This window comes from Pseudomonas sp. UW4 (genome assembly GCF_000316175.1).
GTDB lineage: Bacteria > Pseudomonadota > Gammaproteobacteria > Pseudomonadales > Pseudomonadaceae > Aquipseudomonas > Aquipseudomonas laurylsulfatiphila.
Genome location: NC_019670.1, coordinates 4939052 through 4965086, shown reverse-complemented (window position 1 = coordinate 4965086; position 26035 = coordinate 4939052). Strand labels below are relative to the sequence as shown.

The 26035-nt window shown below is 59.2% G+C and carries 23 protein-coding genes; 12 read left to right on the top strand and 11 right to left on the bottom strand.

Translation table 11 applies throughout. The features are described 5' to 3' along the window. The first annotated feature begins 113 nt into the window (after nt 1–113). The gene (sbcB, locus tag PPUTUW4_RS21950) at nt 114–1544 is read left to right on the top strand and encodes an exodeoxyribonuclease I (RefSeq protein WP_015096621.1); all 1431 of its coding nucleotides are present in this window, start codon (nt 114–116) and stop codon (nt 1542–1544) included. A gap of 99 nt (nt 1545–1643) precedes the next feature. Here sbcB and mvaT read toward each other — a convergent pair whose 3' ends face one another. Beyond that, nucleotides 1644–2021, bottom strand: coding sequence for a histone-like nucleoid-structuring protein MvaT (gene mvaT, locus PPUTUW4_RS21945; RefSeq protein WP_007933316.1), 378 nt, complete (start codon nt 2019–2021; stop codon nt 1644–1646). 336 nt (nt 2022–2357) lie between these two features. On the opposite strand from mvaT, the gene purU reads away from it, so the two are divergent. Further along, a complete protein-coding gene (purU, locus tag PPUTUW4_RS21940) occupies nt 2358–3206 on the top strand; it encodes a formyltetrahydrofolate deformylase (protein ID WP_007977367.1) in 849 nt (282 codons plus the stop codon). 86 nt (nt 3207–3292) lie between these two features. Continuing rightward, nucleotides 3293–3469, top strand: coding sequence for a hypothetical protein (locus tag PPUTUW4_RS30075; protein ID WP_015096620.1), 177 nt, complete (start codon nt 3293–3295; stop codon nt 3467–3469). A gap of 23 nt (nt 3470–3492) precedes the next feature. Here PPUTUW4_RS30075 and PPUTUW4_RS21935 read toward each other — a convergent pair whose 3' ends face one another. The 4 genes from PPUTUW4_RS21935 to PPUTUW4_RS21920 all read right to left on the bottom strand — a co-directional run bounded on the left by PPUTUW4_RS21935 (nt 3493) and on the right by PPUTUW4_RS21920 (nt 8483). Then, nucleotides 3493–4488 (bottom strand): lysylphosphatidylglycerol synthase transmembrane domain-containing protein, encoded by a 996-nt coding sequence (locus PPUTUW4_RS21935; protein WP_015096619.1) that lies wholly within the window; start codon nt 4486–4488, stop codon nt 3493–3495. Next, on the bottom strand, nt 4485–5261 hold the full coding sequence (locus PPUTUW4_RS21930; RefSeq protein WP_015096618.1) for a polysaccharide deacetylase family protein: 777 nt from the start codon (nt 5259–5261) through the stop codon (nt 4485–4487). The genes PPUTUW4_RS21935 and PPUTUW4_RS21930 overlap by 4 nt, the downstream gene beginning before the upstream one ends. Continuing rightward, complete coding sequence (locus tag PPUTUW4_RS21925; RefSeq protein WP_015096617.1) at nt 5254–6366, bottom strand: glycosyltransferase family 1 protein; 1113 nt, start codon at nt 6364–6366, stop codon at nt 5254–5256. The genes PPUTUW4_RS21930 and PPUTUW4_RS21925 overlap by 8 nt, the downstream gene beginning before the upstream one ends. Nucleotides 6367–6593: 227 nt before the next feature. Then, entirely contained in the window at nt 6594–8483 is a 1890-nt protein-coding gene (locus PPUTUW4_RS21920; RefSeq protein WP_015096616.1) for a methyl-accepting chemotaxis protein, read from the bottom strand. A gap of 188 nt (nt 8484–8671) precedes the next feature. Between PPUTUW4_RS21920 and PPUTUW4_RS21915 the strand changes: the two genes are divergently transcribed. Further along, nucleotides 8672–10150: a helicase HerA-like domain-containing protein gene (locus PPUTUW4_RS21915; protein WP_015096615.1), complete on the top strand. Its 1479-nt coding sequence runs from the start codon at nt 8672–8674 to the stop codon at nt 10148–10150. A 116-nt stretch (nt 10151–10266) separates the two neighbouring features. Here PPUTUW4_RS21915 and PPUTUW4_RS21910 read toward each other — a convergent pair whose 3' ends face one another. Continuing rightward, a complete protein-coding gene (locus PPUTUW4_RS21910) occupies nt 10267–10725 on the bottom strand; it encodes a DciA family protein (RefSeq protein ID WP_015096614.1) in 459 nt (152 codons plus the stop codon). 307 nt (nt 10726–11032) lie between these two features. Between PPUTUW4_RS21910 and secA the strand changes: the two genes are divergently transcribed. The 4 genes from secA (at nt 11033) to PPUTUW4_RS21890 (ending at nt 16825) form a co-directional block, all read left to right on the top strand. Then, a complete protein-coding gene (gene secA / locus PPUTUW4_RS21905) occupies nt 11033–13768 on the top strand; it encodes a preprotein translocase subunit SecA (protein ID WP_015096613.1) in 2736 nt (911 codons plus the stop codon). 120 nt (nt 13769–13888) lie between these two features. Next, on the top strand, nt 13889–15106 hold the full coding sequence (gene argJ, locus PPUTUW4_RS21900; protein WP_008015779.1) for a bifunctional glutamate N-acetyltransferase/amino-acid acetyltransferase ArgJ: 1218 nt from the start codon (nt 13889–13891) through the stop codon (nt 15104–15106). A gap of 145 nt (nt 15107–15251) precedes the next feature. Beyond that, a complete protein-coding gene (locus tag PPUTUW4_RS21895) occupies nt 15252–15884 on the top strand; it encodes a glutathione S-transferase family protein (protein ID WP_015096612.1) in 633 nt (210 codons plus the stop codon). Further along, entirely contained in the window at nt 15881–16825 is a 945-nt protein-coding gene (locus PPUTUW4_RS21890) for a Nudix family hydrolase (RefSeq protein WP_015096611.1), read from the top strand. Before PPUTUW4_RS21895 ends, PPUTUW4_RS21890 begins: the two co-directional genes overlap by 4 nt. A 134-nt stretch (nt 16826–16959) precedes the next feature. Here the strand turns inward: PPUTUW4_RS21890 and PPUTUW4_RS21885 are convergent, their stop codons facing one another. Genes PPUTUW4_RS21885 through PPUTUW4_RS21875 form a run of 3 tightly spaced genes read right to left on the bottom strand, consistent with a single transcriptional unit; the run spans nt 16960 to nt 20543 of the window. Beyond that, nucleotides 16960–17541 (bottom strand): cob(I)yrinic acid a,c-diamide adenosyltransferase, encoded by a 582-nt coding sequence (locus tag PPUTUW4_RS21885; RefSeq protein ID WP_015096610.1) that lies wholly within the window; start codon nt 17539–17541, stop codon nt 16960–16962. 2 nt (nt 17542–17543) lie between these two features. Beyond that, nucleotides 17544–19580, bottom strand: a complete 2037-nt coding sequence (locus tag PPUTUW4_RS21880) for a HAMP domain-containing sensor histidine kinase (RefSeq protein ID WP_015096609.1) — start codon at nt 19578–19580, stop codon at nt 17544–17546. A gap of 45 nt (nt 19581–19625) precedes the next feature. Then, nucleotides 19626–20543, bottom strand: coding sequence for a putative 2-dehydropantoate 2-reductase (locus PPUTUW4_RS21875; protein WP_015096608.1), 918 nt, complete (start codon nt 20541–20543; stop codon nt 19626–19628). Between the two features lie 135 nt (nt 20544–20678). Here PPUTUW4_RS21875 and PPUTUW4_RS21870 point away from each other — a divergent pair, with 135 nt between their 5' ends. Continuing rightward, a complete protein-coding gene (locus PPUTUW4_RS21870; protein WP_007977344.1) occupies nt 20679–21164 on the top strand; it encodes a YajQ family cyclic di-GMP-binding protein in 486 nt (161 codons plus the stop codon). A gap of 135 nt (nt 21165–21299) precedes the next feature. Continuing rightward, nucleotides 21300–22142 carry a mechanosensitive ion channel family protein gene (locus PPUTUW4_RS21865; RefSeq protein ID WP_015096607.1) on the top strand — a complete coding sequence of 281 codons (843 nt, stop codon included), beginning with the start codon at nt 21300–21302 and terminating at the stop codon, nt 22140–22142. Nucleotides 22143–22282: 140 nt separating this feature from the next. Here PPUTUW4_RS21865 and PPUTUW4_RS21860 read toward each other — a convergent pair whose 3' ends face one another. Continuing rightward, nucleotides 22283–23611, bottom strand: coding sequence for an OprD family porin (locus PPUTUW4_RS21860; RefSeq protein ID WP_015096606.1), 1329 nt, complete (start codon nt 23609–23611; stop codon nt 22283–22285). A gap of 910 nt (nt 23612–24521) precedes the next feature. Between PPUTUW4_RS21860 and PPUTUW4_RS21850 the strand changes: the two genes are divergently transcribed. Together PPUTUW4_RS21850 and PPUTUW4_RS21845 are read left to right on the top strand one after the other, a co-directional pair. Further along, on the top strand, nt 24522–24947 hold the full coding sequence (locus PPUTUW4_RS21850; protein WP_015096604.1) for an HIT domain-containing protein: 426 nt from the start codon (nt 24522–24524) through the stop codon (nt 24945–24947). Between the two features lie 3 nt (nt 24948–24950). Further along, on the top strand, nt 24951–25157 hold the full coding sequence (locus tag PPUTUW4_RS21845) for a SlyX family protein (protein WP_007977339.1): 207 nt from the start codon (nt 24951–24953) through the stop codon (nt 25155–25157). 77 nt (nt 25158–25234) lie between these two features. Here the strand turns inward: PPUTUW4_RS21845 and PPUTUW4_RS30570 are convergent, their stop codons facing one another. Next, a complete protein-coding gene (locus PPUTUW4_RS30570) occupies nt 25235–25837 on the bottom strand; it encodes a cold-shock protein (protein WP_015096603.1) in 603 nt (200 codons plus the stop codon). Between the last annotated feature and the right edge of the window lie 198 nt (nt 25838–26035).

Here is a 26035-nt window from a genome sequence, read left to right as displayed (position 1 = left end):
GACATAACTGTGTATTGCATGGCGAGCCGTGCAAGATGCTTGAATGACAGACTACTGGCCGGGGCGTGAGGTGAACGCCTAGACTTTGCCGATCTTCAGTTCAGGAATCGCCCGTGACCTCCATCTTCTGGTACGACTACGAAACCACTGGCATCAATCCCCGTTGCGACCGTCCGTTGCAAATGGCCGGCCTGCGCACCGACTTCGATCTCAATGAAATCGACGAGCCGGTCAATCTTTACTGCCAGCCCAGCGACGACATCCTGCCGCACCCGGCCGCTTGTGCGATCACGGGAATCACGCCCGGGCAACTGCAGGCACAGGGTTTGAGTGAAGCCGATTTCATGACCCGGGTGCATGCCCAGCTCGCGGCACCTGGCACCTGTGGTGCGGGGTACAACACGCTGCGTTTCGATGACGAGATGACCCGCTACAGCCTGTACCGAAACTTTTTCGACCCTTATGCGAGGGAATGGCAGGGCGGCAATAGCCGCTGGGACCTGATCGATGTGGTGCGCGCCGCTTATGCCTTGCGCCCCGATGGCCTGCAATGGCCGACGGACGACGAAGGGCGGGTCACGCTCAAGCTCGAGCGCCTGACTGCGGCCAACGGCATCGATCATGGCAATGCCCACGAGGCGCTGTCGGACGTTCGCGCGACAATTGCACTGGCGCGCCTCATTCGGGAAAAACAGCCAAAGCTCTACGCCTGGCTGTTTCAACTGCGCAGCAAGCAAAAAGTCATGGACCAGATACGCCTGCTGCAACCGCTGGTGCATGTTTCCGGACGCTTTTCGGCGGCGCGCAGCTATGTGGGGGTGGTGTTGCCGCTGGCCTGGCACCCACGCAACAAGAACGCCCTGATTGTCTGTGACCTGCACCTGGACCCCCAGGGCCTGCTCGACCTGGATGCCGAAAGTTTGCGTCAGCGCTTGTATACCCGCCACGACGAACTGGCTGAGGGGGAGTTGCCAGTGCCGTTGAAGCTGATACACATCAACAAGTGCCCGGTGGTGGCCCCGTTGTCGGTACTTCGCCAGGATGATCAGCAGCGCCTGGGTCTGGACATGGCGCTGTATCAACAGCGAGTGCTGCAGCTAAATGACACGCGGAAAGTTTGGCTGGATAAAGTCCTGGCGATTTATGCCCGCGAAGATTTTTCCCAGAGCCAGGACCCGGAGCAACAGTTATACGATGGATTCATCGGTGATCGGGACCGGCGTTTGTGCGAACAAGTCAGAACCGTTGACCCGATGCAGTTGGCACAAGAGCAGTGGCCTTTCGATGACGAACGCTTGCCTGAATTATTATTTCGATATCGCGCACGCAACTTTCCCGATACGTTGAATGCCGAGGAGCAAGAGCGCTGGCGAATATTCTGTCAGAAACGTTTGTCAGACCCCGGATGGGGGGCGCCAAATACCCTCGAAAGTTTTGTAGAGGCTGCGGCCCAATTGAGCGTTAGTGCTACTGCGTTTCAGCAGGGGGTGCTCGGTGAGTGGCAGGATTATGTCCTGGGATTGCGTCAGCGTTTGCATCTTTGAAATCGAACCTGCCGCTGCTTAAAGGCCGCGCATAAAAAACGCCAGCATTTGCTGGCGTTCTTTTTTTGTCACGGATCCATCTGCGACAGGCTCTGAGGCTTAGCCCAGCAGGGTAGCCCAGCCTTCTACCACGTCGCCGCCCCACTTGGCTTTCCACTCTTTCAGAGTCTTGTGGTTGCCACCTTTGGTTTCGATGACTTCGCCGTTGTGCGGGTTTTTGTATTGTTTAACTTTGCGAGCACGCTTGGTGCCGGTAGTTTTCACTGCACCACCGCGTGGTGCCTTGGTTTTCGACTCTGGATCCAGCAGCGCGATGATGTCACGCAGGGACTTGGAGTATTCACCCATCAAGGTGCGCAGTTTGCCTTCGAATTCCAGCTCGGTTTGCAGTTTGTCGTCTTGGGACAGGTTCTTCAAACGGGCTTGCAGCTCTTTGATAGCTTCTTCGGTGGCGCGATATTCGTTGATCAAGGACATGGGAACTACCTTATGTTGTACGCTGGATGGCAGGTGACAGTGCGGCAATAATAGTCACGGTGTTTCATCAAGTAAACATTTAAGACAACTTTATTTAATTTAGTTGCTGTGTCTCGGGCGTACATTGGTAATGCCGTTATTAGTGTGATCCCGGTCCGTCAGATATACATAATTTAACAATTGCCCGGCACCGCTAGAGCATCCGGACGAACCGGCACGGTTGTTGTCGGTCCAGCCGCACCGACCTTCCGGCAGGGCGAAACGTCAACAATACTGCAGTTTTGCTGCGCAATCGCTAGAATGGCGGCCTTTGCGAAGTTCTGGAGTTTCCCCCTCATGCGCACTTTTCGTCTGGTGATTTCTTGCCCGGACCGTGTTGGCATCGTTGCCAAAGTCAGTAACTTTCTGGCATCACACAACGGTTGGATCACTGAAGCGAGCCATCACTCGGACAATCTCAGTGGCTGGTTCTTCATGCGTCACGAAATCCGTGCCGACTCCCTGCCATTTGGTATCGAAGCGTTGCGCGAAGCCTTTGCCCCGATCGCCGAAGAGTTCTCGATGGACTGGCGCATCACCGATACCGAACAAAAGAAGCGTGTCGTGCTGATGGCCAGCCGCGAGTCGCACTGTCTGGCCGACTTGCTGCATCGCTGGCACAGCGATGAACTGGACTGCGAAATCTCTTGCGTGATTTCCAACCATGATGACTTGCGCAGCATGGTGGAGTGGCACGGCATTCCGTACTACCACGTCCCGGTCAATCCGCAGGACAAGCAGCCGGCTTTCGCCGAGGTATCGCGCCTGGTCAAACAGCACGACGCCGAAGTGGTGGTGCTGGCCCGTTACATGCAAATCCTGCCGCCCGAGTTGTGCAGCGAATACGCGCACAAGGTGATCAACATTCACCACAGCTTCCTGCCGTCGTTCGTCGGTGCCAAGCCTTATCACCAGGCCTCCCTGCGTGGTGTGAAGCTGATCGGCGCGACTTGCCACTATGTGACCGAAGAGCTGGATGCCGGCCCGATCATCGAGCAGGACGTGGTGCGTGTCAGCCACAGCGACAGCATCGAAGACATGGTGCGGTTCGGCCGCGATGTCGAGAAGATGGTGCTGGCCCGTGGCCTGCGTTATCACCTGGAAGACCGGGTGCTGGTGCACGGCAACAAAACCGTCGTCTTCTGACAGACGCACGACGCGGTTGAAATTCGAAGGGCCTGGGCGTTCAATCGCTCCAGGCCCTTCGCCGTTTCTGCACCGAGGACATGAACATGGCCGATCCACTGGACAAAGCCACATCCAAGGCTCCCGCCACGCTCGGCGAGGGTTGCCTGAGCCGCTACGACCCCGATGATATGGGGCCTGAAGACGGTACGGAGTTTCCGGGGGCGGCTGAGTTGTGGGAGCAGCTGCAGCAGGAGTCTGACGATGAAACCGGGAAGGATTAAAAAAATCGCAGGCTGCGATCTTTTCAGGCCTGCCTGATTTTCATCAATTTCTTCAGCAGCGGCCGCCCCAGCATCAGCAAAAACACCGGCCCACCGACCAGCAAGTAGAAGTAATACGTCACCGCCCGCCAAATCAGAATCGCCGCGGCTGCCGTGGATTTCCCTACCATGGGTGCCAAAAGCGCCGCCGACGTCAGCTCCGCCGCCCCGGCTCCGCCCGGCAGAAGGCTGAATTGCCCGGCGCTGAGGGCCAGCATCTGGATCAGAAAACTCCAGGCCCACTGCAAATCCGCGCCGAGCCCGCGCAACGCCAGATAGAGCACGCTGTAGCGCAGGAGCCAATGCACACAGGTCAGGACGAAAACCTTGACCAAGGTCTGCGCGGGCAATTTCAGCGTGTCGGTAAACGCCGCCAGAAACTGCAGGAGCTTGCGTGCCCAGCGCATTCGCGTGGTTGCCTTGACATTGACTCGGGCGAGCCATCGACCGCTCAGGCGAATCAACGAGCGGTGATAGCGGGCGACCATGGCGCAGGTGATCAAGCCGCCGAACAGCGAAACAGCGCTGACCATCAGCATCCATTCCATGCGCTGGCTGAGGTGCTGGAACAGGGCGTAAACGAGAATCCCGCTCAGGGCGCAGAGGAAAAACAGCAAGTCGCTCAGTTGGTCCATGGCAAACACGGCACTGCCCCTGGCCGGACGCACGCCGTGACGCGCCAGCAACGCCATGATCGTCAGCGGCCCGCCGCTGCCACCGGGTGTGGCGCAGTAGGCAAATTCGGCGGCCATCACCACGCCAAGGCTCCTGAGCCGGCTGACCTTGTGGCATTGATCCCCCAGCAAAAGGCGCAAACGCAGGGTGTTCACGCCCCAGCACAGCAGGATCATGCCGAACATGATCAACAGCCACGGCAGCGGAAAACCGCTCAGCCGGGAACCGATTTCGCTGCCGCCCAACAGTAATGGAATCAGCACCGCCGCGAGCAGGCCGACGAGCAATAGCAGGGCGCGACTCATGCGGCACAGCCCATTCGGTTGTTTTGCAGCGCCAGCCACTGGGACTTTGTCATCGGAACGCGTCCATTATCGAGCAGGCGCTCAAGGGTTTGCAGCCAGTATCGGTGCGAGAACTCGTGGCGCATGTCCACCGGGTGCAAGCCCAGGCGAATCACCGGGGCGTGCTGCCAGCATTGTTCACGGCGGTCGCTGACGAGCTTCGATACACCCCGCCGCCAGGCACTGCGCGCACTCCAGACCAGCCCCGGCGCCTCGATCGCGGTGAAATCCGGTAGCCGGTATAAATGCTGCGAGTCGCTGGTGTAACTCAGCGGCAATTGGCGCAATGCCTGGCGAGTGCCCTGGCTCATCAGCCAGGCCGGGGCGACGAACCCTTCCAGCGGCCAGTCATGCCGGTGGAACATCTCGATGCCCGAGCGCAGGCGGGCGAGGGCGGCTTCTTGTGACAAACGATAAAACTCGCCTTCGTGGGTGTAGACCCGACGCATGAACCAGTCGCGGGGATTGAGGGTCATCGGCCCCTCGTCGCTATGGAAATAGCCATGCAGTACCAGTTCGTCGCCCCGGGCGACCCTGGCACTGAGCTGGCGGCAAAACGGCAGATGGGCGTCCAGGTTGTTGTGTTTGTGGTAATCGGGAACCACCAGCCAGGTGATCGGCACGTCCCCCAAGGCGTCGACGGCTTTGACGAACGGTTGGTAATCGGCCCAGGTGGGGGGGGCCACGTCGTGCAGTACCAGCAGTAAAGCGGGCCTGTTCATGGACTCAACCATTGGCTGTCAGCGGCCATTGGCTGCCGAGCACGGCGTGGTAGTGGCACAGCAAACTGGTGACCACCGTGTCCCAGGCGTAATGTCGTTCGACATGTAACCGCGCTTGGCGGCCCAGCGCTACGCTGCCCGAGCCGAACAGTTCTCGAACAGCGGTGGCCATCGCGGCTGGATCGTTCGGCGCGCAAAGCCGGCCGCAGTCCTCGGTGACGATTTCCTCGAAAGCCCCGGCCGCCACGGCCACCACCGGAATACCGCTGGCCATGGCTTCGAGTATCACCAGACCGAAGGTCTCCTGATCGCCGGCGTGCAGCAAGGCGTCGGCGCTGGCCATCAGGCGGGCCACCTGTGGCGCCGGGCAGAACTTGTCGATCACTGTCACATTGGACGGCACGGCTGTCGGCATCGACGAGCCAACCAGCAGCAGGTGATAGCGGCGGCCCAGGCGTTTCATGCATTCGAGCAGCACTGGCAGGTTTTTTTCCTTGGAACCGCGCCCGGCGAAGATCAGCAGCCGGGTGTTGTCGTCCAGGCCCAACTCGGCCCGCAGCCCGGGGTCTCTGGCATCGGGATTGAAGGTTTGCAGGTCGACGCCCAAGGGTTGCACGAACACATTCCTGACCCCAAGCCCGGTGAGTTTGTCGGCCATGACCCGACTGGGTGCCAGGACCCGGTCAAAGTTGCCGTAGAGCTTGCTGACATAGGCCTCGACGTTATTGGTCACCCAGTTGCCCATGCGGTTGCTGACCAGCAGCGGCAGGTCCGAGTGATAGAAGCCTATGACCGGTACATCGAGTTGCCGTCGTGCGTCCAGCGCTGCCCATGCGGTGAGGTAGGGGTCGCCGACTTCGATCAGGTCAGGTTGCAAATCCTGCAGGACATTGCGCCAGGGCGCGAGACGCAGCGGGAAGCGATAGCCTTTGCCGAAGGGCAAGGCAGGGGCAGGAACGGTGAAGATGCCATCCTGCTCGGTCAAGGACGATCCGGGGATCAGCAAACTGTGGCGAATGCCCGGCTTGACGCCCAGGCGACGGTGCTTTGCATCCAGATAAGTACGCACGCCACCGCTGGCAGGGGCGTAGAACATGGTGATGTCAGCGATATGCACGATGAACGATCCTCCGGTCCCGGTATTCCCTTGGTTGACCTTTATGAAGGATAGATGTTCGGTTGGGGTTGTGCGGGTGGGATGTCAGCGGGTTTTGTAGTGTTTGGCAGGCCGCCTTCGCGAGCAAGCCCGCTCCCACAGTGGATTTCGGTCGTACACAAAGTTTGTGTCCACTGAAGATCAAATGTGGGAGCGGGCTTGCTCGCGAAGGGGCCGGTGAGCGCGCCTCAGATCCTGAAACTTCCGACTAGCTGCTTCAACCGCGCCGCCTGCTGCTCAAGGTCCGAGCACGCGCGCAAGGTCGATTGCAGGTTTTCCACGCCTTCCTGGTTCAGCGTGTTGATCTCGGTGATGTCGACGTTGATCGACTCCACCACGGCGGTCTGTTCTTCGGTCGCGGTGGCCACCGACTGGTTCATGCCGTCGATTTCCCCGATACGCAAGGTCACGCTGTTCAGGCGTTCGCCCGCGAGGTTGGCGATTTCCACGCTGTCCTGGCTGTGGCGCTGACTGTCGCTCATGGTGCTCACCGATTCCCGGGCGCCGACTTGCAGCTCCTCGATCATGGTTTGTACCTGTTGCGCCGATTCCTGCGTGCGGTGTGCCAGGTTGCGCACTTCGTCCGCCACCACGGCAAAACCTCGACCGGCTTCACCGGCGCGTGCGGCTTCGATCGCGGCATTGAGTGCCAGCAAGTTGGTTTGCTGGGAAATGCTGGTGATCACTTCGAGAATCTGCCCGATGTTCACGGTTTTGCTGTTCAGCGATTCGATGTTGGTGCTCGAGGCACTGAGCATGCTCGACAGTTGATTCATCGCCACGATGCTGCGGTCCACCACTTGCTGGCCGTCTTCGGCCAGGCTGCGGGCATCGCTGGCCTGGCTCGAAGCCTGAGCGGCGTTGCGGGCGATTTCCTGCGCGGCGGCGCCGAGCTGATTAATGGCGGCCGCGACACTGCTGGTGCGCGAGGCTTGCTGGTCGGAGTTGAACATCGACGAGTTGGAGGCCGCGACCACGCGCAACGCCACTTCGTTGACTTGCCCGGTGGCCGAGGACACTTCACGGATCGAGCCGTGAATGCGCTCGACGAAACGGTTGAACGCGGTGCCGAGGGTGCCGAATTCGTCATTGTTCTGGATGGTCAGGCGTTTGGTCAGGTCACCTTCGCCGTCGGCGATGTCGGCCATGGCGCGGGTCATGACGTGCAACGGCTGGATCAGGATGCGAATCAACATGCCGAGCAGGGCGATGATGATGGCCACGGCAATGATGGTTGCAACCACAGCCGAGGTGCGGAACTCGCTGAGCATCGAGTAGGCTTTTTCCTTGTCGACCGACAGACCGATGTACCAGTTGACCGAAGGCAAACCCTTGATCGGAGTAAAGCTGACAATGCGGGTCTTGCCGTCGACGTCCACTTCGCTGAAGCCGTTGCCGATGCGCGGGGTGTCTTTCGGATACGCCTCGCTCAGGGACTTCATCACCAGCGCTTTGTCCGGGTGAACCAGGATCTTGCCGTCGGCACTGACCAGAAACGCGTAGCCCATGCCATTAAAGTCGCGGGCACTGAGGGTAGCGATCAGGGTTTGCAGGCTCAGGTCGCCACCCACCACACCGACGCTCTGTCCGGCTTTTTTCGAAGCCGTGGCCATCGAGATGATCAGTTGGCCGGTTGCCGCATCGATGTAGGGTTCGGTCAGGGTCGGCGTGCTGCTGTTTTCGGCGCCTTTGTACCAGGGGCGAACACGCGGATCGAAACCGTCCGGCATCTTTGCGTCCGGACGAATGGTGAAGTGCCCGGTGGCATCGCCCAGGTAGGACGCCATGAAAGTCGACGTCAGGCTTTTCTGCTCAAGCAGGCTGGCGACATTGGCTTGTTCGGGGTTGATGGCGATGTTTTGCGAGAGGTTCTCAATCAGCAAAATGCGCCCGGCCAGCCAGGTCTGGATGTTGTTGGCGGTGACGTCACCCATCTCGTTGAGATAGTTGTTGAGGTCCTCGCGGATGGCATTGCGCTGCAAATAGTCGTTGTACAGCGTGAATGAGGCGAAGGCGGCAATAACAATGAGGGCGGCGGCAAGCAGGATTTTATGGCTGAAACGCAGATTTTTGTTCATGGCTTGGGGTTCCGCTAAGGTCTTAATGTCCAGCGCGTGCTTTTATAAAGGGACGCACGACGGGCAAGGTTAAAAGCAATTGAATTTTCCGACTCTCCTTAGGGAAATTTCCTACCAGATCGTGTCTGACTGCTTTGTCGTTATCTCTATCGGCCGTGTAGGACCAAAGATTAATCATGGGTGACCAAATGCCTGACTCACTGCAACTCGTTATCGGCGCCGACCTCAAAGGGCAGCCGATTGCCCAGGCCATGCGCCTGGCCAATCGCCACGGTTTGATCGCGGGCGCGACCGGCACCGGAAAAACCGTGACGTTGCAACGAATGGCCGAAGCTTTCAGCGATGCCGGCGTGGCGGTGTTCGCCGCCGACATCAAGGGTGACCTGTGCGGCCTTGGCGCCGCGGGCAACCCCCAGGGCAAGGTCGCCGAGCGGATTGCCGGGATGCCGTGGCTCAACCACAAGCCTCAGGCTTATCCGGTGACGTTGTGGGACGTACAGGGCCAGTCCGGTCATCCTTTACGCACAACCTTGAGTGAAATGGGGCCGCTGCTGTTGGGCAGCCTGCTGGAACTGACCGACAGTCAGCAGTCGGCGCTGTACGCGGCGTTCAAGGTGGCGGACCGCGAAGGCCTGTTGTTGCTCGATCTCAAGGATCTGAAAGCGTTGCTCAATCACCTGCGGGACAACCCCGAGTTGCTGGGCGACGATGCGGCATTGATGACCACCGGCTCCAGCCAGGCGCTGCTGCGACGTCTGGCGACCCTGGAGCAACAGGGCGCCGATGCCTTGTTCGGCGAGCCGGCGCTGCAACTCGAAGACATCCTCCAACCCACTGCCGATGGCCGCGGGCGCATTCATTTGCTGGATGCCAGCCGTCTGGTGCACGAAGCGCCGAAAGTCTACGCGACGTTCCTGCTGTGGCTGCTGGCCGAGCTGTTCGAGCAACTGCCGGAGCGTGGCGATGCCGACAAACCATTACTGGCGCTGTTCTTCGACGAGGCCCACTTGTTGTTCAACGGGACGCCCCAGGCATTGCGTGATCGTCTGGAACAAGTCGTGAGGCTGATTCGTTCAAAAGGCGTGGGTGTGTATTTCGTCACCCAGTCGCCGGGTGACCTGCCCGATGATGTGCTGGCTCAGTTGGGCTTGCGCATCCAGCACGGACTGCGTGCGTTTACCGCCAAGGAGCAAAAGTCCCTGCGTGCAGTGGCCGAAGGTTTCCGGCCGAATCCGGCGTTCGATACGTTGTCGGTGTTGACCGAACTCGGGATCGGTGAAGCACTGGTCGGCACGCTGCAGGAAAAAGGCACCCCGGAAATGGTGCAGCGGGTGCTGGTAGCGCCGCCGCAATCGCGGATCGGGCCTTTGACCGGTGCCGAGCGTACGGCGCTGATTGCCGGTTCGTCGTTGCAGGGGCGTTATGACAAGCCGATTGACCGCGAATCGGCCTATGAAGTGCTGATGGGGCGCAAGGGCCTGGCGCCCGAGCCCGAAGCGGAGCAGGGCAAGCAGGAGCCGAGTTTCACTGAACAGGCCGGGGAATTCCTCGGTACGGCAGCAGGGAAGGCGCTGAAATCGGCGATGCAACAGGCGGCGAACCAGCTTGGCCGACAGTTGGTGCGCGGCTTGATGGGCTCATTGCTGGGTGGCAGCAAACGCCGCTAGCTTGAGCGAACACAGTCAATGTGGGAGCGAGCCTGCTCGCGAATCGGTGTGTAAGGCAACATCATTGTTGAATGTTATGCCGCCTTCGCGAGCAGGCTCGCTCCCACAGGGGATGCCTATGAGGTTTTGCTTTTGGCGTGCGCGGCCAACCGCTCCAGCGCTGCCCGCAGATTCGGGTCGCTGATCCCGTCGGCCGTGGCCTGAATGGTGGCCGCAGCATCGTCCGACAGATCCATGGTGTGCCCGGCCGCGCCCCGCTGGACGGTAGGTGGCTGCACCTTGAACAGGATTCGCGTCAGGTTGGCAAACTCGTCGAACAGTTGCAGTTGCCGTTGCAGGCGCTTCTGCTGGTAGCGCAGGCGGGTTGCCCAATGACCGTCGGTGACAATCAGCAACAAACTGCCTTCGCGCCAGGACGCCACGTGGCAATGCTCGCGAGCGGCGGGTTGCAATTGGCTTTCGAGCAAACGTTGCAAATGACCCAGGCGTTGAGCGTGGCCGAGAATGGCTTTCAGCGGCTTGGCTTCGCGTAGTAGAACGGCGGGTACTTTGGCCGTAAGTGGGCGAAATGCCATGATCAGACACCTGAAGTAACAGAGCCGCCATGGTAGCAGAAAGCACCGGATGCGCCCGCCCATTGCTTTTGTGGGCGCTTTACCCATTAAATCAACAACTAACTTCTGCCTTGAACGGCTTGAAATTGAGCAAAACGCCCCTATTTTAAGTGAGCCCCGTCAAAGCGCTGTGCCAGCATCGTGGAATATCGCCACTTTCCTCACCACCGTTTCCGGGTAGAATGCTCGTTCGCATGCGGCCATGAGGGCTGCACGGGCGACTCACGGGGCCGCCCTCCATCCCTTTAGTGTGGAAGATCCTGCCGATATGTTTGCGCCTTTGTTAAAGAAACTTTTTGGAAGCAAGAACGAGCGTGAAGTCAAACGCATGCTCAAGACGGTGCAACTCGTCAATGCCTTCGAAGAGCAAATGGTGGCCCTTTCGGACGATCAATTGCGTGCCAAGACCAGCGAGTTCAAGGCCCGTATCGCCAAAGGGGAATCCCTCGACAAGCTCCTGCCAGAAGCCTTTGCGGTCGCCCGCGAAGCCGGCAAGCGTGTCATGGGCATGCGCCACTTCGATGTCCAGCTGATCGGCGGCATGACCTTGCATGAAGGCATGATCGCGGAAATGCGTACCGGTGAAGGCAAGACCCTGGTGGCAACACTGGGTGTTTACCTCAACGCGCTGTCCGGCAAAGGCGTGCACGTTGTGACGGTGAACGACTACCTGGCCCGCCGTGACGCCAACTGGATGCGCCCGCTGTATGAATTCCTCGGCATGACGGTCGGCGTTGTCACGCCGTTCCAGCCGCCGGAAGAGAAGCGTGCTGCCTACGCCGCCGACATCACCTACGGCACCAACAACGAATTCGGGTTCGACTACCTGCGCGACAACATGGCGTTCAGCATGGAAGAAAAATTCCAGCGCGAACTCAATTTTGCCGTGATCGACGAAGTCGACTCCATCCTCATCGACGAAGCCCGTACGCCGCTGATCATCTCCGGTCAGGCCGAGGACAGCTCCAAGCTGTATATCGAGGTCAACAAGCTGATCCCGCAGCTCAAGCTGCACGTTGAAGAAGTCGAAGGCGAAGTGACCCAGGCCGGTCACTACACCGTCGACGAGAAGACCCGTCAGGTCGAACTCAACGAAGCCGGTCACCAGTACGTCGAAGAAACGCTGACCCGCATCGGCCTGCTGGCTGAAGGCGAAAGCCTGTACTCGGCGCACAACCTGAGCCTGCTGACTCACGTCTACGCCGGCCTGCGTGCGCACAAGCTGTTCCATCGCAACGTCGAATACATCGTGCAGGACGGTCAGGTCGTACTGGTCGACGAACACACCGGCCGTACCATGCCGGGTCGCCGCTTGTCCGAAGGCCTGCACCAGGCCATCGAAGCCAAGGAAAACCTGAACATCCAGGCCGAAAGCCAGACGCTGGCATCGACCACTTTCCAGAACTACTTCCGTCTGTACAACAAACTGTCCGGCATGACCGGTACGGCCGACACCGAAGCGTTCGAGTTCCACCAGATCTATGGCCTGCAGGTCATGGTGATTCCGCCGAACAAGCCGCTGGCGCGTAAAGACTACAACGACCTGGTGTTCCTGACCGCCGACGAGAAATACGCGGCAATCGTGGCCGACATCAAGGAAAGCATGGCCGCTGGTCGTCCGGTGCTGGTGGGTACCGCCACCATCGAAACCTCTGAGCACATGTCCAGCCTGCTCGTGAAGGAAGGCATCGAACACAAGGTTCTGAACGCCAAGTTCCACGAAAAGGAAGCCGAGATCATTGCCCAGGCCGGTCGTCCGGGTGCACTGACCATCGCCACCAACATGGCCGGTCGTGGTACCGACATCCTGTTGGGCGGTAACTGGGAAGTGGAAGTGGCTTCCCTGGAAAACCCGACCCCTGAGCAGATTGCCCAGATCAAGGCCGACTGGCAGAAGCGTCACCAGCAAGTGCTCGAATCGGGTGGTTTGCAGGTGATTGCATCCGAGCGTCACGAATCGCGCCGTATCGACAACCAGCTGCGTGGTCGTGCCGGTCGTCAGGGCGACGCCGGTTCCAGCCGTTTCTACCTGTCGCTGGAAGACAGCCTGATGCGCATCTTCGCCTCTGACCGGGTGAAGAACTTCATGAAGGCCCTGGGCATGCAGCCTGGCGAGGCGATCGAGCACCGCATGGTGACCAACGCCATTGAAAAGGCCCAGCGCAAGGTTGAAGGCCGCAACTTCGACATCCGCAAGCAACTGCTCGAGTTCGACGACGTTAACAACGAACAGCGTAAAGTGATCTATCACATGCGTAACACGTTGCTGGCCGCCGACAACATCGGCGAGACCATCACTGACTTCCGCCAGGACGTGCTCGACGCTACCGTCAGCGCACACATTCCTCCGCAATCGCTGCCTGAACAGTGGGACGTGGCCGGTCTGGAAGCTGCGTTGCAGAGCGACTTCGGTGTGACGCTGCCGATCCAGCAATGGCTCGACGAAGACGATCACCTGTACGAAGAAACCCTGCGCGAGAAGCTCATGAACGAGCTCGTCGCGGCGTACAACGAGAAAGAAGACCAGGCGGGCGCCGAAGCGCTGCGCACCTTCGAGAAGCAAATCGTTCTGCGCGTTCTGGACGACCTGTGGAAAGACCACCTGTCGACCATGGACCACCTGCGTCACGGTATCCACTTGCGTGGTTATGCCCAGAAGAACCCGAAACAGGAATACAAGCGCGAGTCGTTTACCCTGTTCTCCGAGTTGCTGGACTCGATCAAGCGCGACTCGATCCGTGTGCTGTCCCACGTTCAGGTTCGCCGCGAAGACCCTATCGAGGAAGAGCAGCGCCTGCGCCAGGAAGCCGAGGCATTGGCCGCTCGCATGCAGTTCCTGCATGAAGAAGCACCAGGTCTGGAGCAACCGGAAGTGCTGGGCGAAGAGGTCGATGTGGCTCTCGCCGCTGCCCCGGTTCGCAGCGAGCACAAGCTGGGTCGCAATGAGCTGTGCTACTGCGGTTCGGGCAAGAAGTTCAAGCATTGCCACGGGCAGATCCAGTAAAACCCGTTTCAATCGCTGAAATACCCGCGCCGCGACCGGCTTCTGCCGTCGCGGCGTTTTACCATTCGAACCACCGTCTTCCTGAAACGGTGCTGACATCATTTATAAAGGAGCGCATTCATGGCTGTTGGTCTTGGTCCTTTGCCAACGTTGCACCCGGTTGCCGGTTTTGAACTCGGTATCGCCTCGGCTGGCATCAAGCGCCCGGGGCGTAAGGATGTTGTGGTCATGCGCTGTGTTGAAGGCTCCACGGTAGCCGGCGTGTTCACCCTGAACGCCTTTTGCGCTGCCCCGGTGATCCTGGCCAAGCAACGCGTACAAGGCCCTGTGCGTTACCTGCTGACCAACACCGGCAATGCCAACGCCGGTACCGGCGAGCCAGGCCTGGCCGCCGCCGAGCGCACTTGCGCCAAACTGGCCGAGCTGACTGGCGTCGATGCCAGCCAGGTGCTGCCGTACTCCACTGGTGTGATCGGCGAACCGTTGCCTGTGGAGAAAATCGAAGGCGCGCTGCAAGCGGCCCTTGACGACCTGTCGATCCACAACTGGGAAGCTGCCGCCACCGGCATCATGACCACCGACACCCTGCCCAAAGGTGCCAGCCGTCAGTTCCAGCACGACGGCGTGACCGTCACCGTGACCGGCATCAGCAAAGGCGCCGGCATGATTCGCCCGAACATGGCGACCATGCTCGGCTACATCGCGACCGACGCTAAAGTCTCCCGCGATGTGTTGCAAAACCTGATGCTAGATGGCGCCAACAAGTCGTTCAACCGCATCACCATCGATGGCGATACGTCGACCAACGACTGCTGCATGCTGATCGCCACCGGTCAGGCTGCGCTGCCGGAAATCACCCGCGCCGAGGGCGAGTTGTTCGCCAAATTGAAGCAAGCGGTGTTTGAAGTGTGCATGGACGTGGCCCAGGCCATCGTTCGCGACGGCGAAGGCGCGACCAAATTCGTGACCGTTGAAGTCAACGGCGGCGGCAATCACCAGGAATGCCTGGACGTTGGTTACACCGTGGCTCACTCGCCGCTGATCAAGACCGCATTGTTTGCTTCCGACCCGAACTGGGGCCGTATCCTGGCCGCTGTTGGCCGTGCCGGTGTGCCGAACCTGGACGTGAGCAAGATCGACGTATTCCTCGGCGACGTGTGCATTGCCAGCCGTGGCGCGCGTGCCGCGACCTACACCGAAGCCCAGGGCGCAGCGGTGATGCAGCAGGAAGAAATCACCATTCGTATCGAGCTGGGTCGTGGCGATTGCAGCGAAACCATCTGGACCACCGACCTGTCCCACGAGTACGTGAAGATCAACGCCGAGTACCGTACTTAAGACCGAGTCGCCTCTATCGCGAGCAGGCTCGCTCCCACATTGGATGTGTGTACACCGCGAACCACTGTGGGAGCGAGCCTGCTCGCGATGGCGGGCGATCAGACACTAAACAGTCTGGCCATACCCCCATCAAAAGGTCCCGAACATGAGCCTGCACCTGATCATCGGCGACAAACTGCATTCCTCCTGGTCCCTGCGCGGCGCTCTGGCCCTCGATCTGGCTGGCGCCTCCTACACCGAAGAACTGATCAAGCTGAACCAGCCGGACACCCGCGAGCGCCTGCTCAAGCATTCGCCGACCGCCAAGGTCCCGCTGCTGAAGACCGAACACGGCACCATCGCCGACTCCCTGGCGATTGCCGAATACCTGGCAGAACGGTTCCCCGATGCGAACCTGTGGCCCAAAGACACCGCCGCCCGTGCCCAGGCGCGTTCGGCGTGCGCGCAGATGCACAGCGGCTTTTTCGCCATGCGCGGCAACATGCCGTTCGACCTGAGCCATGACGCAGCGCTGTCGCCAGTCCCGGCCGATGTCCAGGCGGACATCGAGCGCATGTCGGCGTTGTGGGCCGAGTGTCGTGCCGCGGCGACCGAGAGCGGTCCGTACCTGTTTGGCCGCATCACGTTGGCCGACGCGTTCTTTGCACCCATCGCTGTGCGTCTGCGTACCTATCGGGTGAAACTGTCCGCGGCTGACGAAGCCTATGTTGAAACCCTCTACCAATGGCCGGCGTTCAAGGCCTGGCAGAAGGCCGGACTGGAGGAGTTGGAAAAGTGAAGCGAGTCCATGTCGCCGCCGCCGTCATCCGCGATGGCAGTGGCCAGATCCTGATCGCCCGCCGTGCCGATTCGCAGCACCAGGGTGGCCTGTGGGAGTTTCCCGGGGGCAAGGTCGAGGCCGACGAGTCGGTCGAAACCGCACTGGCCCGTGAGCTCCATGAAGAGCTGGGCATCGTGGTCGACGCGGCGCGCCCGCTGATCAAGGTCCGGCACGATTACCCGGACAAGCAGGTGTTGCTGGATGTCTGGGAGGTCTCGGCGTTTAGCGGCGAGCCCCACGGCGCCGAAGGTCAACCGCTGGCCTGGGTGTCGCCCCGCGATCTGCCGGGTTACGAGTTCCCGGCGGCCAATCAGCCGATCGTCGCGGCGGCCCGATTGTCATCGCAGTACCTGATTACCCCGGAAGATCTGGAAACCCCGGCGTTGCTGCGTGGCATCCAGAAAGCCATTGCCGGTGGCATCAAGTTGATCCAGTTGCGCGCACCGAACGGTTACGATCCCAAGTATCGCGACCTGGCCGTCGATGCGGTGGGCCTGTGTGCCGGCAAGGCACAATTGATGCTCAAGGGGCCGTTCGAATGGTTGGGCGACTTCCCGTCCGCGGGTTGGCACATTACCTCGGCGCAGTTGCGCAAATACGCAGCGGCTGGCCGACCGCTACCGGCATCGCGCTGGCTGGCGGCGTCGTGCCATAACGCTGAAGAGCTGGCGCTGGCCGAACAGATGGGGGTGGATTTCGTGACCCTGTCGCCGGTGCAACCCACCCTGACTCACCCAGGCGCAGAGCCGTTGGGTTGGGAGCAGGCGTCGAGCTTGATCGAGGGCTTCAGCAAGCCGGTGTTCCTGCTGGGTGGTGTTGGCCCGGCCGAGGTCGAGAAAGCCTGGGCGGCGGGTGCGCAGGGTGTGGCGGGGATTCGGGCATTCTGGCCTGAGGCCTGAGGCCTGATTCTGTGCTGTAGCTTCTGACGCCATCGCGAGCAAGCTCGCTCCCACATTTGATCGCATTTTTTCAGCAGCAATGCGGTCACCTGTGGGAGCGAGCCTGCTCGCGAAGGGGCCCTGACAGGCGCCGACTAAACCTCAGGTTTCGCCGCAGGCTGCCAAAGAATTTCCGCCACTCCCTGACGCTTGGCAATCAGCCGCGCCACCACAAACAACAAATCCGACAACCGATTGATATACGCCAGGCCAACCCCGGCCAACGGTTCAATTGCATTCAATTGCTGGCACCGCCGCTCGGCACTGCGCGCCAGGCTACGGCAGACATGGGCCTGGGCAATCAGCGCCGAACCGCCGGGCAAGATGAAGTTTTCCAGTGGTCCCAACTCTTCATTCCACACATCGATCGCCGCTTCCAGGCGCTCGATTTCCGTTGCATTCAACGCCTGATACACCGGCATTGCCAGCTCGCCTCCCAGATCAAACAATCGATGCTGGCAGGGCGCCAAAACCTCGATCACTTCCTGCAAGCCTGCAAAAGTATCCGTTTGTGCCGCCAACCCGGCCAGCAACACGCCCACCTGACTGTTGAGCGTATCGACTTCGCCAATGGCCTCGATCCGCGGGTGATCCTTGGGGACGCGACGGCCATCGCCCAGCCCGGTCTCGCCTTTGTCGCCAGTGCGGGTGTAAATCTTCGACAGACGAAAGCCCATGGTTACCTCGATAGCAGATTGAGTTCTTGCGCGACAGGTGGCGTGCTCGCCAGGGGCAGGCGCAAGGTGAAGCAAGTGCCTTGGCCCAGGGTCGATTGCACTTCCATCTGCCCTTTGTGGTTATTGGTGATGATGAAGTACGACACCGACAGCCCAAGTCCGGTGCCCTGACCGATTTCCTTGGTGGTGAAGAAAGGTTCGAAGGTGCGTTTGCGCACGCTTTCACTCATGCCGATGCCGTTGTCCTCGACCTGGATTTCCGCCCATGGCGGGTTCAGCCGGGTGCGCAGAATGATCCGCCCCGGTTCGCTGTCGTCCTCGCGCTGGTGAATGGCTTGCGCAGCGTTTTTCAACAGGTTGAGCAGTACTTGCTCCAGTTCGTTGGCGGTGCCGGGGACCGGGCCCAGCGCCGGGTCGAACTGACGAATGATGGCCTGCCCCTTGAAGTCGAAGCCGATCGCCAGGTCGAAATCGTTGCCGGCGATTTCCACCGCCTGATCGATCAGGGCGGGCAGGTCGCACGGGGCCATCTGGCGGGTGCTGCGACGGCTGAAACTGAGCATGTGGGTGACGATTTTGGCGGCCCGGGCACCGGCCTGCTGGATACCGTCGAGCAACTGTGGCACTTCGCGGATTTTCAGATACTGATTGACCGTCGCCAGTTCGATGCCGGCCTGTTCGGCCACTTCCAGGTTTTTCGGCAGGTCGGGGGACAGGCGTCGGCGAATGTTTTGCACGTTGTGCAGGATCGCACCCAGCGGATTGTTGATCTCGTGAGCCATGCCGGCGGCAAGACCGCCTACCGACAGCATTTTCTCCGACTGCACCATCATTTCTTCCAGGGACAGGCGCTGGGTGATGTCGTCGATCCGGATCACCACGCCACGCCCGGCACCGCCCATCAGCGGATAGAAAGTCAGGGCGTAGTGGCGGGGCTCGTCGTCCTTGAGCCAGGTGACACGTTCGATTTTGGCCACCGTATGCTGCTCGACCGTTTCCTTGAGTTGCGGCAAGAACGGCTTGAGCGGTTCGAAGGCGAGGAAGATGGGCTGGTTCAGGGCTTCATCGAGGCGTGTGCCGGACAGGGCGCTGGCTTCCTGGTTCCATTGAGTCACGTAGAGCTGTTCGTCGAGGGCGATCAGCGCCGACGGCATGGAGTCGATGATGCTGTTGAGGTAGTTCTGAAAGCCCGTGAGCTTTTTCTCGATCTTGCTGCGCACCTGGACTTCGAGCTCCAGTTTGCGGTTGGTATGACGAGTTTCTTCCGCCAGGCCCTGGGCCTGGTCGTAAGCGGCCTGGGAGTCGTCCCGAGCCCGCTTGAGTTGCTGCTCCCTGGCCTCGATCCGCGAGAGCATGGTGTTGAACGCCTCGGCGAGGCTGCCGATTTCATCGTGGTTTCCTCGCGAAGCACGCAGTGCGTAGTTTTCTTCACGGGTGACCTGTCGCGACAACTCTTCAAGCTGGTGGATCGGCCGGGTGATCAGGCGCTTGATCTGGCGGGCAATGATCAGCCACAGCAGCACGCTGAAGATCAGAATGCCCAGGCTGGCCGTCAGGGTCCCGGTGTAGAACGCCACTGGCAGTTCACTGCTGGCGACCAGCAGCAAATGTCCCGGTGCAGCGCCGGGGCGGGCCAAAGTGATGACTTGATTGGTGCGAAACTCGGTGACCTGCCAGTCTTCGATATGCCGGAAATGTTTGGGCAGCTCCAGATTGTCGCCATGCTGCAATTGCGCCAACCGCTCACCCTTTGCGTCATACAGGGCTGCCGCGCGCAACGGTGAATAGCTGTTGAGTTCATTCAACAGGCGCTCGGCGCTTTGCGGTGACGCCAGGGCTTCGGAGGCCAGGCTGGGGTTGGATACCAGCCGGCCGATGGTCTGCAGGGCCTGAGGCGCCATGCTTTCCTGGGAGATGTAGTACGCGGCGCTGATAAAGGTCAGGTTGGCAACCAGCAGGACGGTGACCATCAGTACCAGCAGGGCGGCCAGCAGTTTCTGGCCGACGGGCAGGTTTTCAAGGCGCTGGCGCAATGGCATCGGATTCATCGCAGACAAGGAACAAGTGGCCAGCGTAGCCGCTGCTCAGTCGCTGGGCAATCCAAGGCTTTGCAGGCGCGCGATCAACCTTGCCTGAAGTTGATTGAGGTGAGGCAGGTTCAGTTGATGACGCCCGGCCACTTTGCAGGCGTAGCCCAGCAGGTAGCTGATTTCCGTGCGGCGCTGGCTCGTGACGTCCTGATGCATCGACGAGTAGTTGGCCGCGGTGGCGTGAATCACCCGTTCGACTTCTTGCTGCAGGTTTTCGGCGGCTGCCGGCTGACCGCAACGCTCAAGCAACTCCACCAGTTCACCGCACAGGGTGGCCACTTCGCACTGATGTTGCTGCAAACCGCCGTTGCGGCAATCGTGCAGCACCGTCAGCGGGTTGATCGCACAGTTGAGAGCCAGCTTGCGCCACAGCCTGGTCAGAATATCGGTGCTCCACTCGTGAGGGATGCCGGCAGCGCTCAAGTCATCGAGCCAGATCGGCGCGACCGGATGGCTCGCATCTCCCAGCCAGGTGAAGCCATGTCCTGCAAACACCACACGCCAATCGCCATCGCGGAAGGCGCCTTCGGTGCTCGAGGCATAGATGCAGCGTGCCTGGGGAACCTGTGCGGCCACCGCGTCCTGGCTGCCCAGGCCATTTTGCAGCAGGATCAGTTCGGCGCCGGGGGCCAGGCGTGACGCCAGTCGGGCCACCGCGCTTTCGGTATCGTAGGCCTTGCACGCCACCAGCAGGCGGTTGATCGGCTCGCTGCTGTCCGCTGTTTCGGCGGGCACGGCGTAGTGTTGCGCCTGGCCGTGTTCCACCAGTGTCAATCCACCTGCAGCCTCATAGGCCTGCAGTCTCGCGGTGTCCCGCAGGATCAGCCTGACCGGCACGCCAGTCCGTGCCAGACGTGTTGCCCATAAAGTGCCGAGGCTGCCGGCGCCGAGTACATGCCAGGTGGTGGACATCAGCTTTTTGCTCTGTTTAAGGCGTGCATCGGCAGCTCACAGTGAATGATGGGAAAGACCCGTTATAATCAGCGCGGATTTTAACCGCAAGCCAGGCGCGCTCCATCGGTGCGCCTTTAAATTTGGAGAGATTACATGCCGTCGTTCGACGTGGTATCCGAACTGGACAAACACGAAGTCACCAACGCGGTCGAGAACGCCGTCAAGGAGCTCGATCGTCGTTATGACCTGAAAGGCAAAGGCAGCTTCGAGTTCAAGGAAAAAGACCTGACCGTCAACCTGACCGCAGAAGCGGATTTCCAGCTCGAAGCGATGATTGAGATCCTCAAGCTGGCTCTGGTCAAGCGCAAAATCGACGTGCAGTGCCTCGAAGTCAAGGATGCCTTCGCGTCGGGCAAGCTGATGAAGCAGGAAGCCGTCCTCAAGGAAGGCATCGACAAGGAGCTGGCGAAGAAAATCGTTGCTCACGTCAAAGATGCCAAGCTCAAGGTCCAGGCAGCCATTCAGGGCGAGCAGGTTCGTATTACCGGCAAGAAGCGTGATGACCTGCAAGAAGCCATTGCTGTGCTGCGGGCCAAGGAGTTCGGAATGCCGCTGCAGTTCAACAACTTCCGCGACTGACCTTGAGCGGGAACCTCTTGGCGTTTGTGACGTCGCAGACCCAGGCAACGGCAGAAACGATTGAACCCGTCGCAGTTCGATCTTTCTGCCGCTTTTTTTACGCATGCCGCATAGCCGGAAAACAGGAGAAAGTAGATGGATTTAAGCGCTGAGGTAGACAACCTGGTCAAGGTATCCCAAACCTGGATCCCGATGATCATGGAATACGGCAGTCGCGTACTGCTGGCGGTCATCACCCTGGCCATCGGCTGGTGGCTGATCAACAAAGTCACGAAAAAGCTCGGCGGTCTGATTGCATTGCGCAATGCCGACCTGGCGCTGCAGGGCTTTATCAGCAGCCTGGCGAACATCATCCTCAAGATCCTGCTGGTCGTCAGCGTAGCCTCGATGATCGGTGTGGAAACCACTTCGTTTGTGGCAGCGATTGGTGCGGCGGGCCTGGCCATTGGCCTGGCTTTGCAGGGCAGTCTGGCGAACTTCGCCGGCGGCGTGTTGATCTTGCTGTTCCGTCCGTTTCGTATCGGCGACTGGATCGAGGCTCAGGGGGTTGCCGGCACCGTCGACAGCATCCAGATTTTCCATACCGTACTTCGCACCGGTGACAACAAGACCATCATCGTACCCAACGGTAATCTGTCCAACGGCATTATCACCAACACCAATCGCCAGCCGACCCGCAAAGTCGTGTTTGATGTGGGCGTCGATTATGAAGCGGACTTGCAGAAAGCTCGGGAAGTGTTGCTGGAGTTGGCCACGGATCCGCGTGTATTGACTGACCCGGAACCTCAGGCAGTCATTTCGACATTGGGTGACAGTTCTATCACTGTTTCCCTGCGTGTCTGGGTGAAGACAGCGGATTATTGGGATGTGATGTTCATGTTCAACGAACTGTCCCGTGATCGTTTGAGAGAGGCCGGCATCGATATTCCATTTCCACAGCGGGTTATTCGTGTGGTTCAGGAGTCCGCAGTGCAGTGATAGACCTTGTCATACATGCCTGACTTTTCGGTCAGACATCTAGGTTGATTGTTCAATAATTGAACAATATTCACAGGTAACAAAAAAGGCCCATCCAAAGATGGGCCTTTTGTTTGTTACCGCAAACTAACTGGATGCGATTACAAAACCGACAGCGGGTAGTCGACGATGAAACGGAACTCTTTCACGTCGCCTTCACCTTCGTCAGCGTTAGCGAAGTGCCATGCTTGACGAATACGGAAGGAGAGGTCTTTTGCCGGGCCAGTCTGAACAACGTACTTGGCTTCGAAGTTGGTCTCGTTGTGCTTGCCATCCGCACCGTACAGGCCAGCGTAAGCGCTGTTGGCTGGAGTGTTGGTACCGTCGATGTCCCAACCTTTAACGTAACGGGTCATGAAGCTCAGACCTGGAACGCCGTACTCAGCCATTTTCAGGTCGTAACGAACCTGGGCAGACTTCTCGTTCGGAGCGTTGAAGTCAGAGTACTGGATGGAGTTGGCGAGGAAGATCGAGTCGCCGCCGCGGTTGTTCTTGCCCACACCGATGTAGTCGAACGGAGTGTCACCGTTGACCTTCTGGAAGCCCAGGGTAATGGTGTGTGCTTTCATGAACGAGAAAGCAGCAGCCAGGGAGTACGTGGTGTTGCTGATATCGCCGGCTTTGGCATCACCAGTGTCTTTGGTGTTGTAGATGTTACCGTCCAGGTTCAGCGATTCGTCGCCGCCCAGCGGGATGGTGTAGTTCAGGTTGGCGTAGTACTGGTTCCAGATGTCTTCCAGCTTGGCGCCGTACAGCGAAGCCGACAGGTTGTCGGTGATGCCGTACTTGCCGCCGAAGTAGTCGATCTTGTTGGCGCTAACGCCGGCGTAGGTTGCCCACAGGTCGCCGTCACGGGCGTTTCTGTCCTGGCTGCTTGCCGAGTAGAAGTGACCGGCTTCGAGGTCAAGGTCTTTGATTTCGCTGCTCTGCAGTTGGATACCGCTGGCAGTTTGCGGCAGGATGCGGGAGCCGCCCACAGCGAACACTGGGGAAGTGCTTGGCTGCATATCGCCGACTTTCAGCTCGGTTTTCGATACGCGGAATTTAACGGCGCCGCCGGCTTTGCCCTGGCTGTCGTTAACTTCGCCATCAGCGTCACGGCTCATGTTGCCGGTGCCACCGGTGCCGTCGCCACCGTCCAGCTTGATTGCCAGGTAACCGTACGCATCAACGCCGACACCGATCAGGCCTTGGGTGTAACCGGAGCTGAAGTTGCCCCAGATACCTTGGGTCCAGTCTTTCTGGTCGGTGGCGCCATCTTTGCGGTCACGGTTGAAGTAGTAGTTGCGAACCAGCAAGTTCAAGGAGCTGTCTTCAACAAAACCTTTGGCTTCAGCCTGGTCACTTACGAAAGGTGCGGCCGTAGCCAATTGGGTACTGGCTGCTGCTGCAACTGCCAGTGCGATCATGCTCCACTTCATCACGCGCATCGTGATTTGCTCCTTTGGTTTTAGAAGAGTACTGCCGTCCCACCTGTTTTATTATCTGGGCGGCTCTTTCTTTTTGTGTCGGCGCAAACTTATATCACGCCGACAATGTTGGCGATACTTGCGTATCTAACCTTTCGCCTTCTTTACGACCATGTCGCAAACAGCGAGGTAGATGTCGCAAATTTCGAGCTCCGACGCAACCGGGTTGACAGCTTTAATGCTGTTTTCTGAGCCTGGGTGTCGGTAAAAAGAGTCCTGGTGAAACGTTTGAATCTCCATCGGGCTACCTTGCCACTGTCTTTTTTGCCTGAATGCCCCCCGCTTCCAGCGGGTGTCACTCAGGTGATGTTGGGTATTCATGCAACAAGCGTGCACAAAATCAAGTTTTTGGTACGGTTTTTTTAAATTGACGCTCTGGCGCTGTAAAAGCCTCATAAAACCGGGGGGTTCAAGCGCCTTTGTTGCGGGCTTGACGCGTTGCCTCGCATCATGTTGCACCCTTCTGGTCGACTGCCTGACAACCAAAAATGTTACCGGTTCACCCCGCCAGTGAGTAAATGGCGGATGTCGAAGCATTCAGCGTAGACCCACTGTGCGATCTTGGTGCAAAAAATTTTAACCTTGTACTGAATTCATTCCTGTTGATCGAGTGTCTGGCGCGAACTCTTCGTTGTTTATCAGTCATTTCGGCGTTTTTTTTCGGCTGACCGGTTCTGTGGTGGTGCGCGACGTCAAAAAGTGTCTCATTCGGGGGCGGGCTGTCAGCTTTTCGCTGGTGCTCGTGGCGTCTGTGCAAGGTTCGCCGTGAAGCATGCGCCGTTCGCAGGTATGCTGCCGTCCGGTCGCTTGGTGCGCTGCTCCTCTGGATGGGCGCTAAGCTGAAAATGATGACCCGGCGGGAGTACGCGCAGTGTTCGCTTTAGATCCACGACTTCAACAAGACACGTTACCGATCGGGGACTTTCCGCTCTGCCGGTTACTGCTGTCCAACGACTCGAACTATCCCTGGTTCATCCTGGTACCTCGTCGTGAGGCTATCAGCGAGATATTTCAATTGGATGTCGCAGACCAGCTGCAGCTTTGGCAGGAGACGACGGCGCTTGCGCAAGTGCTCAAGGACTCGTTCGATGCGGACAAATTGAATGTTGCGGCGCTGGGCAATGTCGTCAGCCAGTTGCACATGCACGTGATTGTGCGCAAGCACGAAGATGCCGCCTGGCCAGCGCCAGTTTGGGGCAGGCATCCGGCAAAACCCTACACTTCGGAGCAGATTGCCGCCATTCGCGAGCGTTTGCGTCTGATATTGACCGATGACTTTACGTTTCTGGAGGGCTGAACCATGAGCCTGGAAGAACGCGTTACCGACCTTGAAAGCCGCCTGGCCTTTCAGGATGACACCATCCAGGCATTGAATGATGTGCTGGTCGCGCAGCAGCGGGTGGTTGAGCGTCTTCAACTGCAAATGGCTGCGTTGCTCAAACGGCAGGAGGAAATGGTCGGCCAGTTCGAATCGTTCGAAGAGGAAGCGCCACCGCCGCACTACTAAGTACCTGCAGTAAGCAACATGCAGGCATTAAAAAACCGCGTACAGCCAGGCTGTGCGCGGTTTTTTTCAGCCTTGAATCAGCGACGCGGCAGTGCGGCGATCACATCTTCGGCTTGCAGGCCCTTGTCACGATTCATGACAGAGAATTCCACGCGCTGGCCTTCTACCAGGACACGGTGGCCTTCACCGCGAATGGCCCGGAAGTGGACGAAGATATCGTCGCCGGAGTCGCGGGAAATGAAGCCGAAGCCTTTGGACGTGTTGAACCACTTGACGGTGCCGGTATCGCGGTTGCTCATGTCGTAGCTTGGCGAGGCAGCGACCGGTGACGATTTGTAGAAGCTGATGCCCAGGTGCAGGGCAACAGCGATCAGGGCTGCGACCAGGCTGAATAGAACGGCAGGTTGACCGGCGATGACAGGCATCGGCGCGATCAGCGTCAGAGTCTGCAGGACTACCGCCAGAGCCAGCAGGACACTGACCAGGTTTTGCAGTTGGTGGCGCGGACCTTTGTTCCAGTAAGGGATGACAGGTGCAAGCGTGAGATTGAGCAGGCCGAAGAGGGCCAGGTACAGCGCATCAGGTTGTTGCAGGTAAGGCAAGGCTTCAGGGTGCAGGCTAGGGATGAAGGACAGCAGCAAGGCTGCTGCGCCTATCAACAGATGGACGATTTTCAACATTTTGATTAACTCACTTTAAGGCAGCTCACAAGGAAGAGCTGATGGCGCACGGTTCGCTTCAAGACAATAAAGAGGCGTTGGACACGTGCCCGGTATCAGCCTATGCGCCATGCCCGGAAAAATAGGCACTGGCGACACGTCGTCTATTTAACAGCAAAGCCGCAAGCTACTCAAATCAGGGCGTCCGGCGGCTCTTTG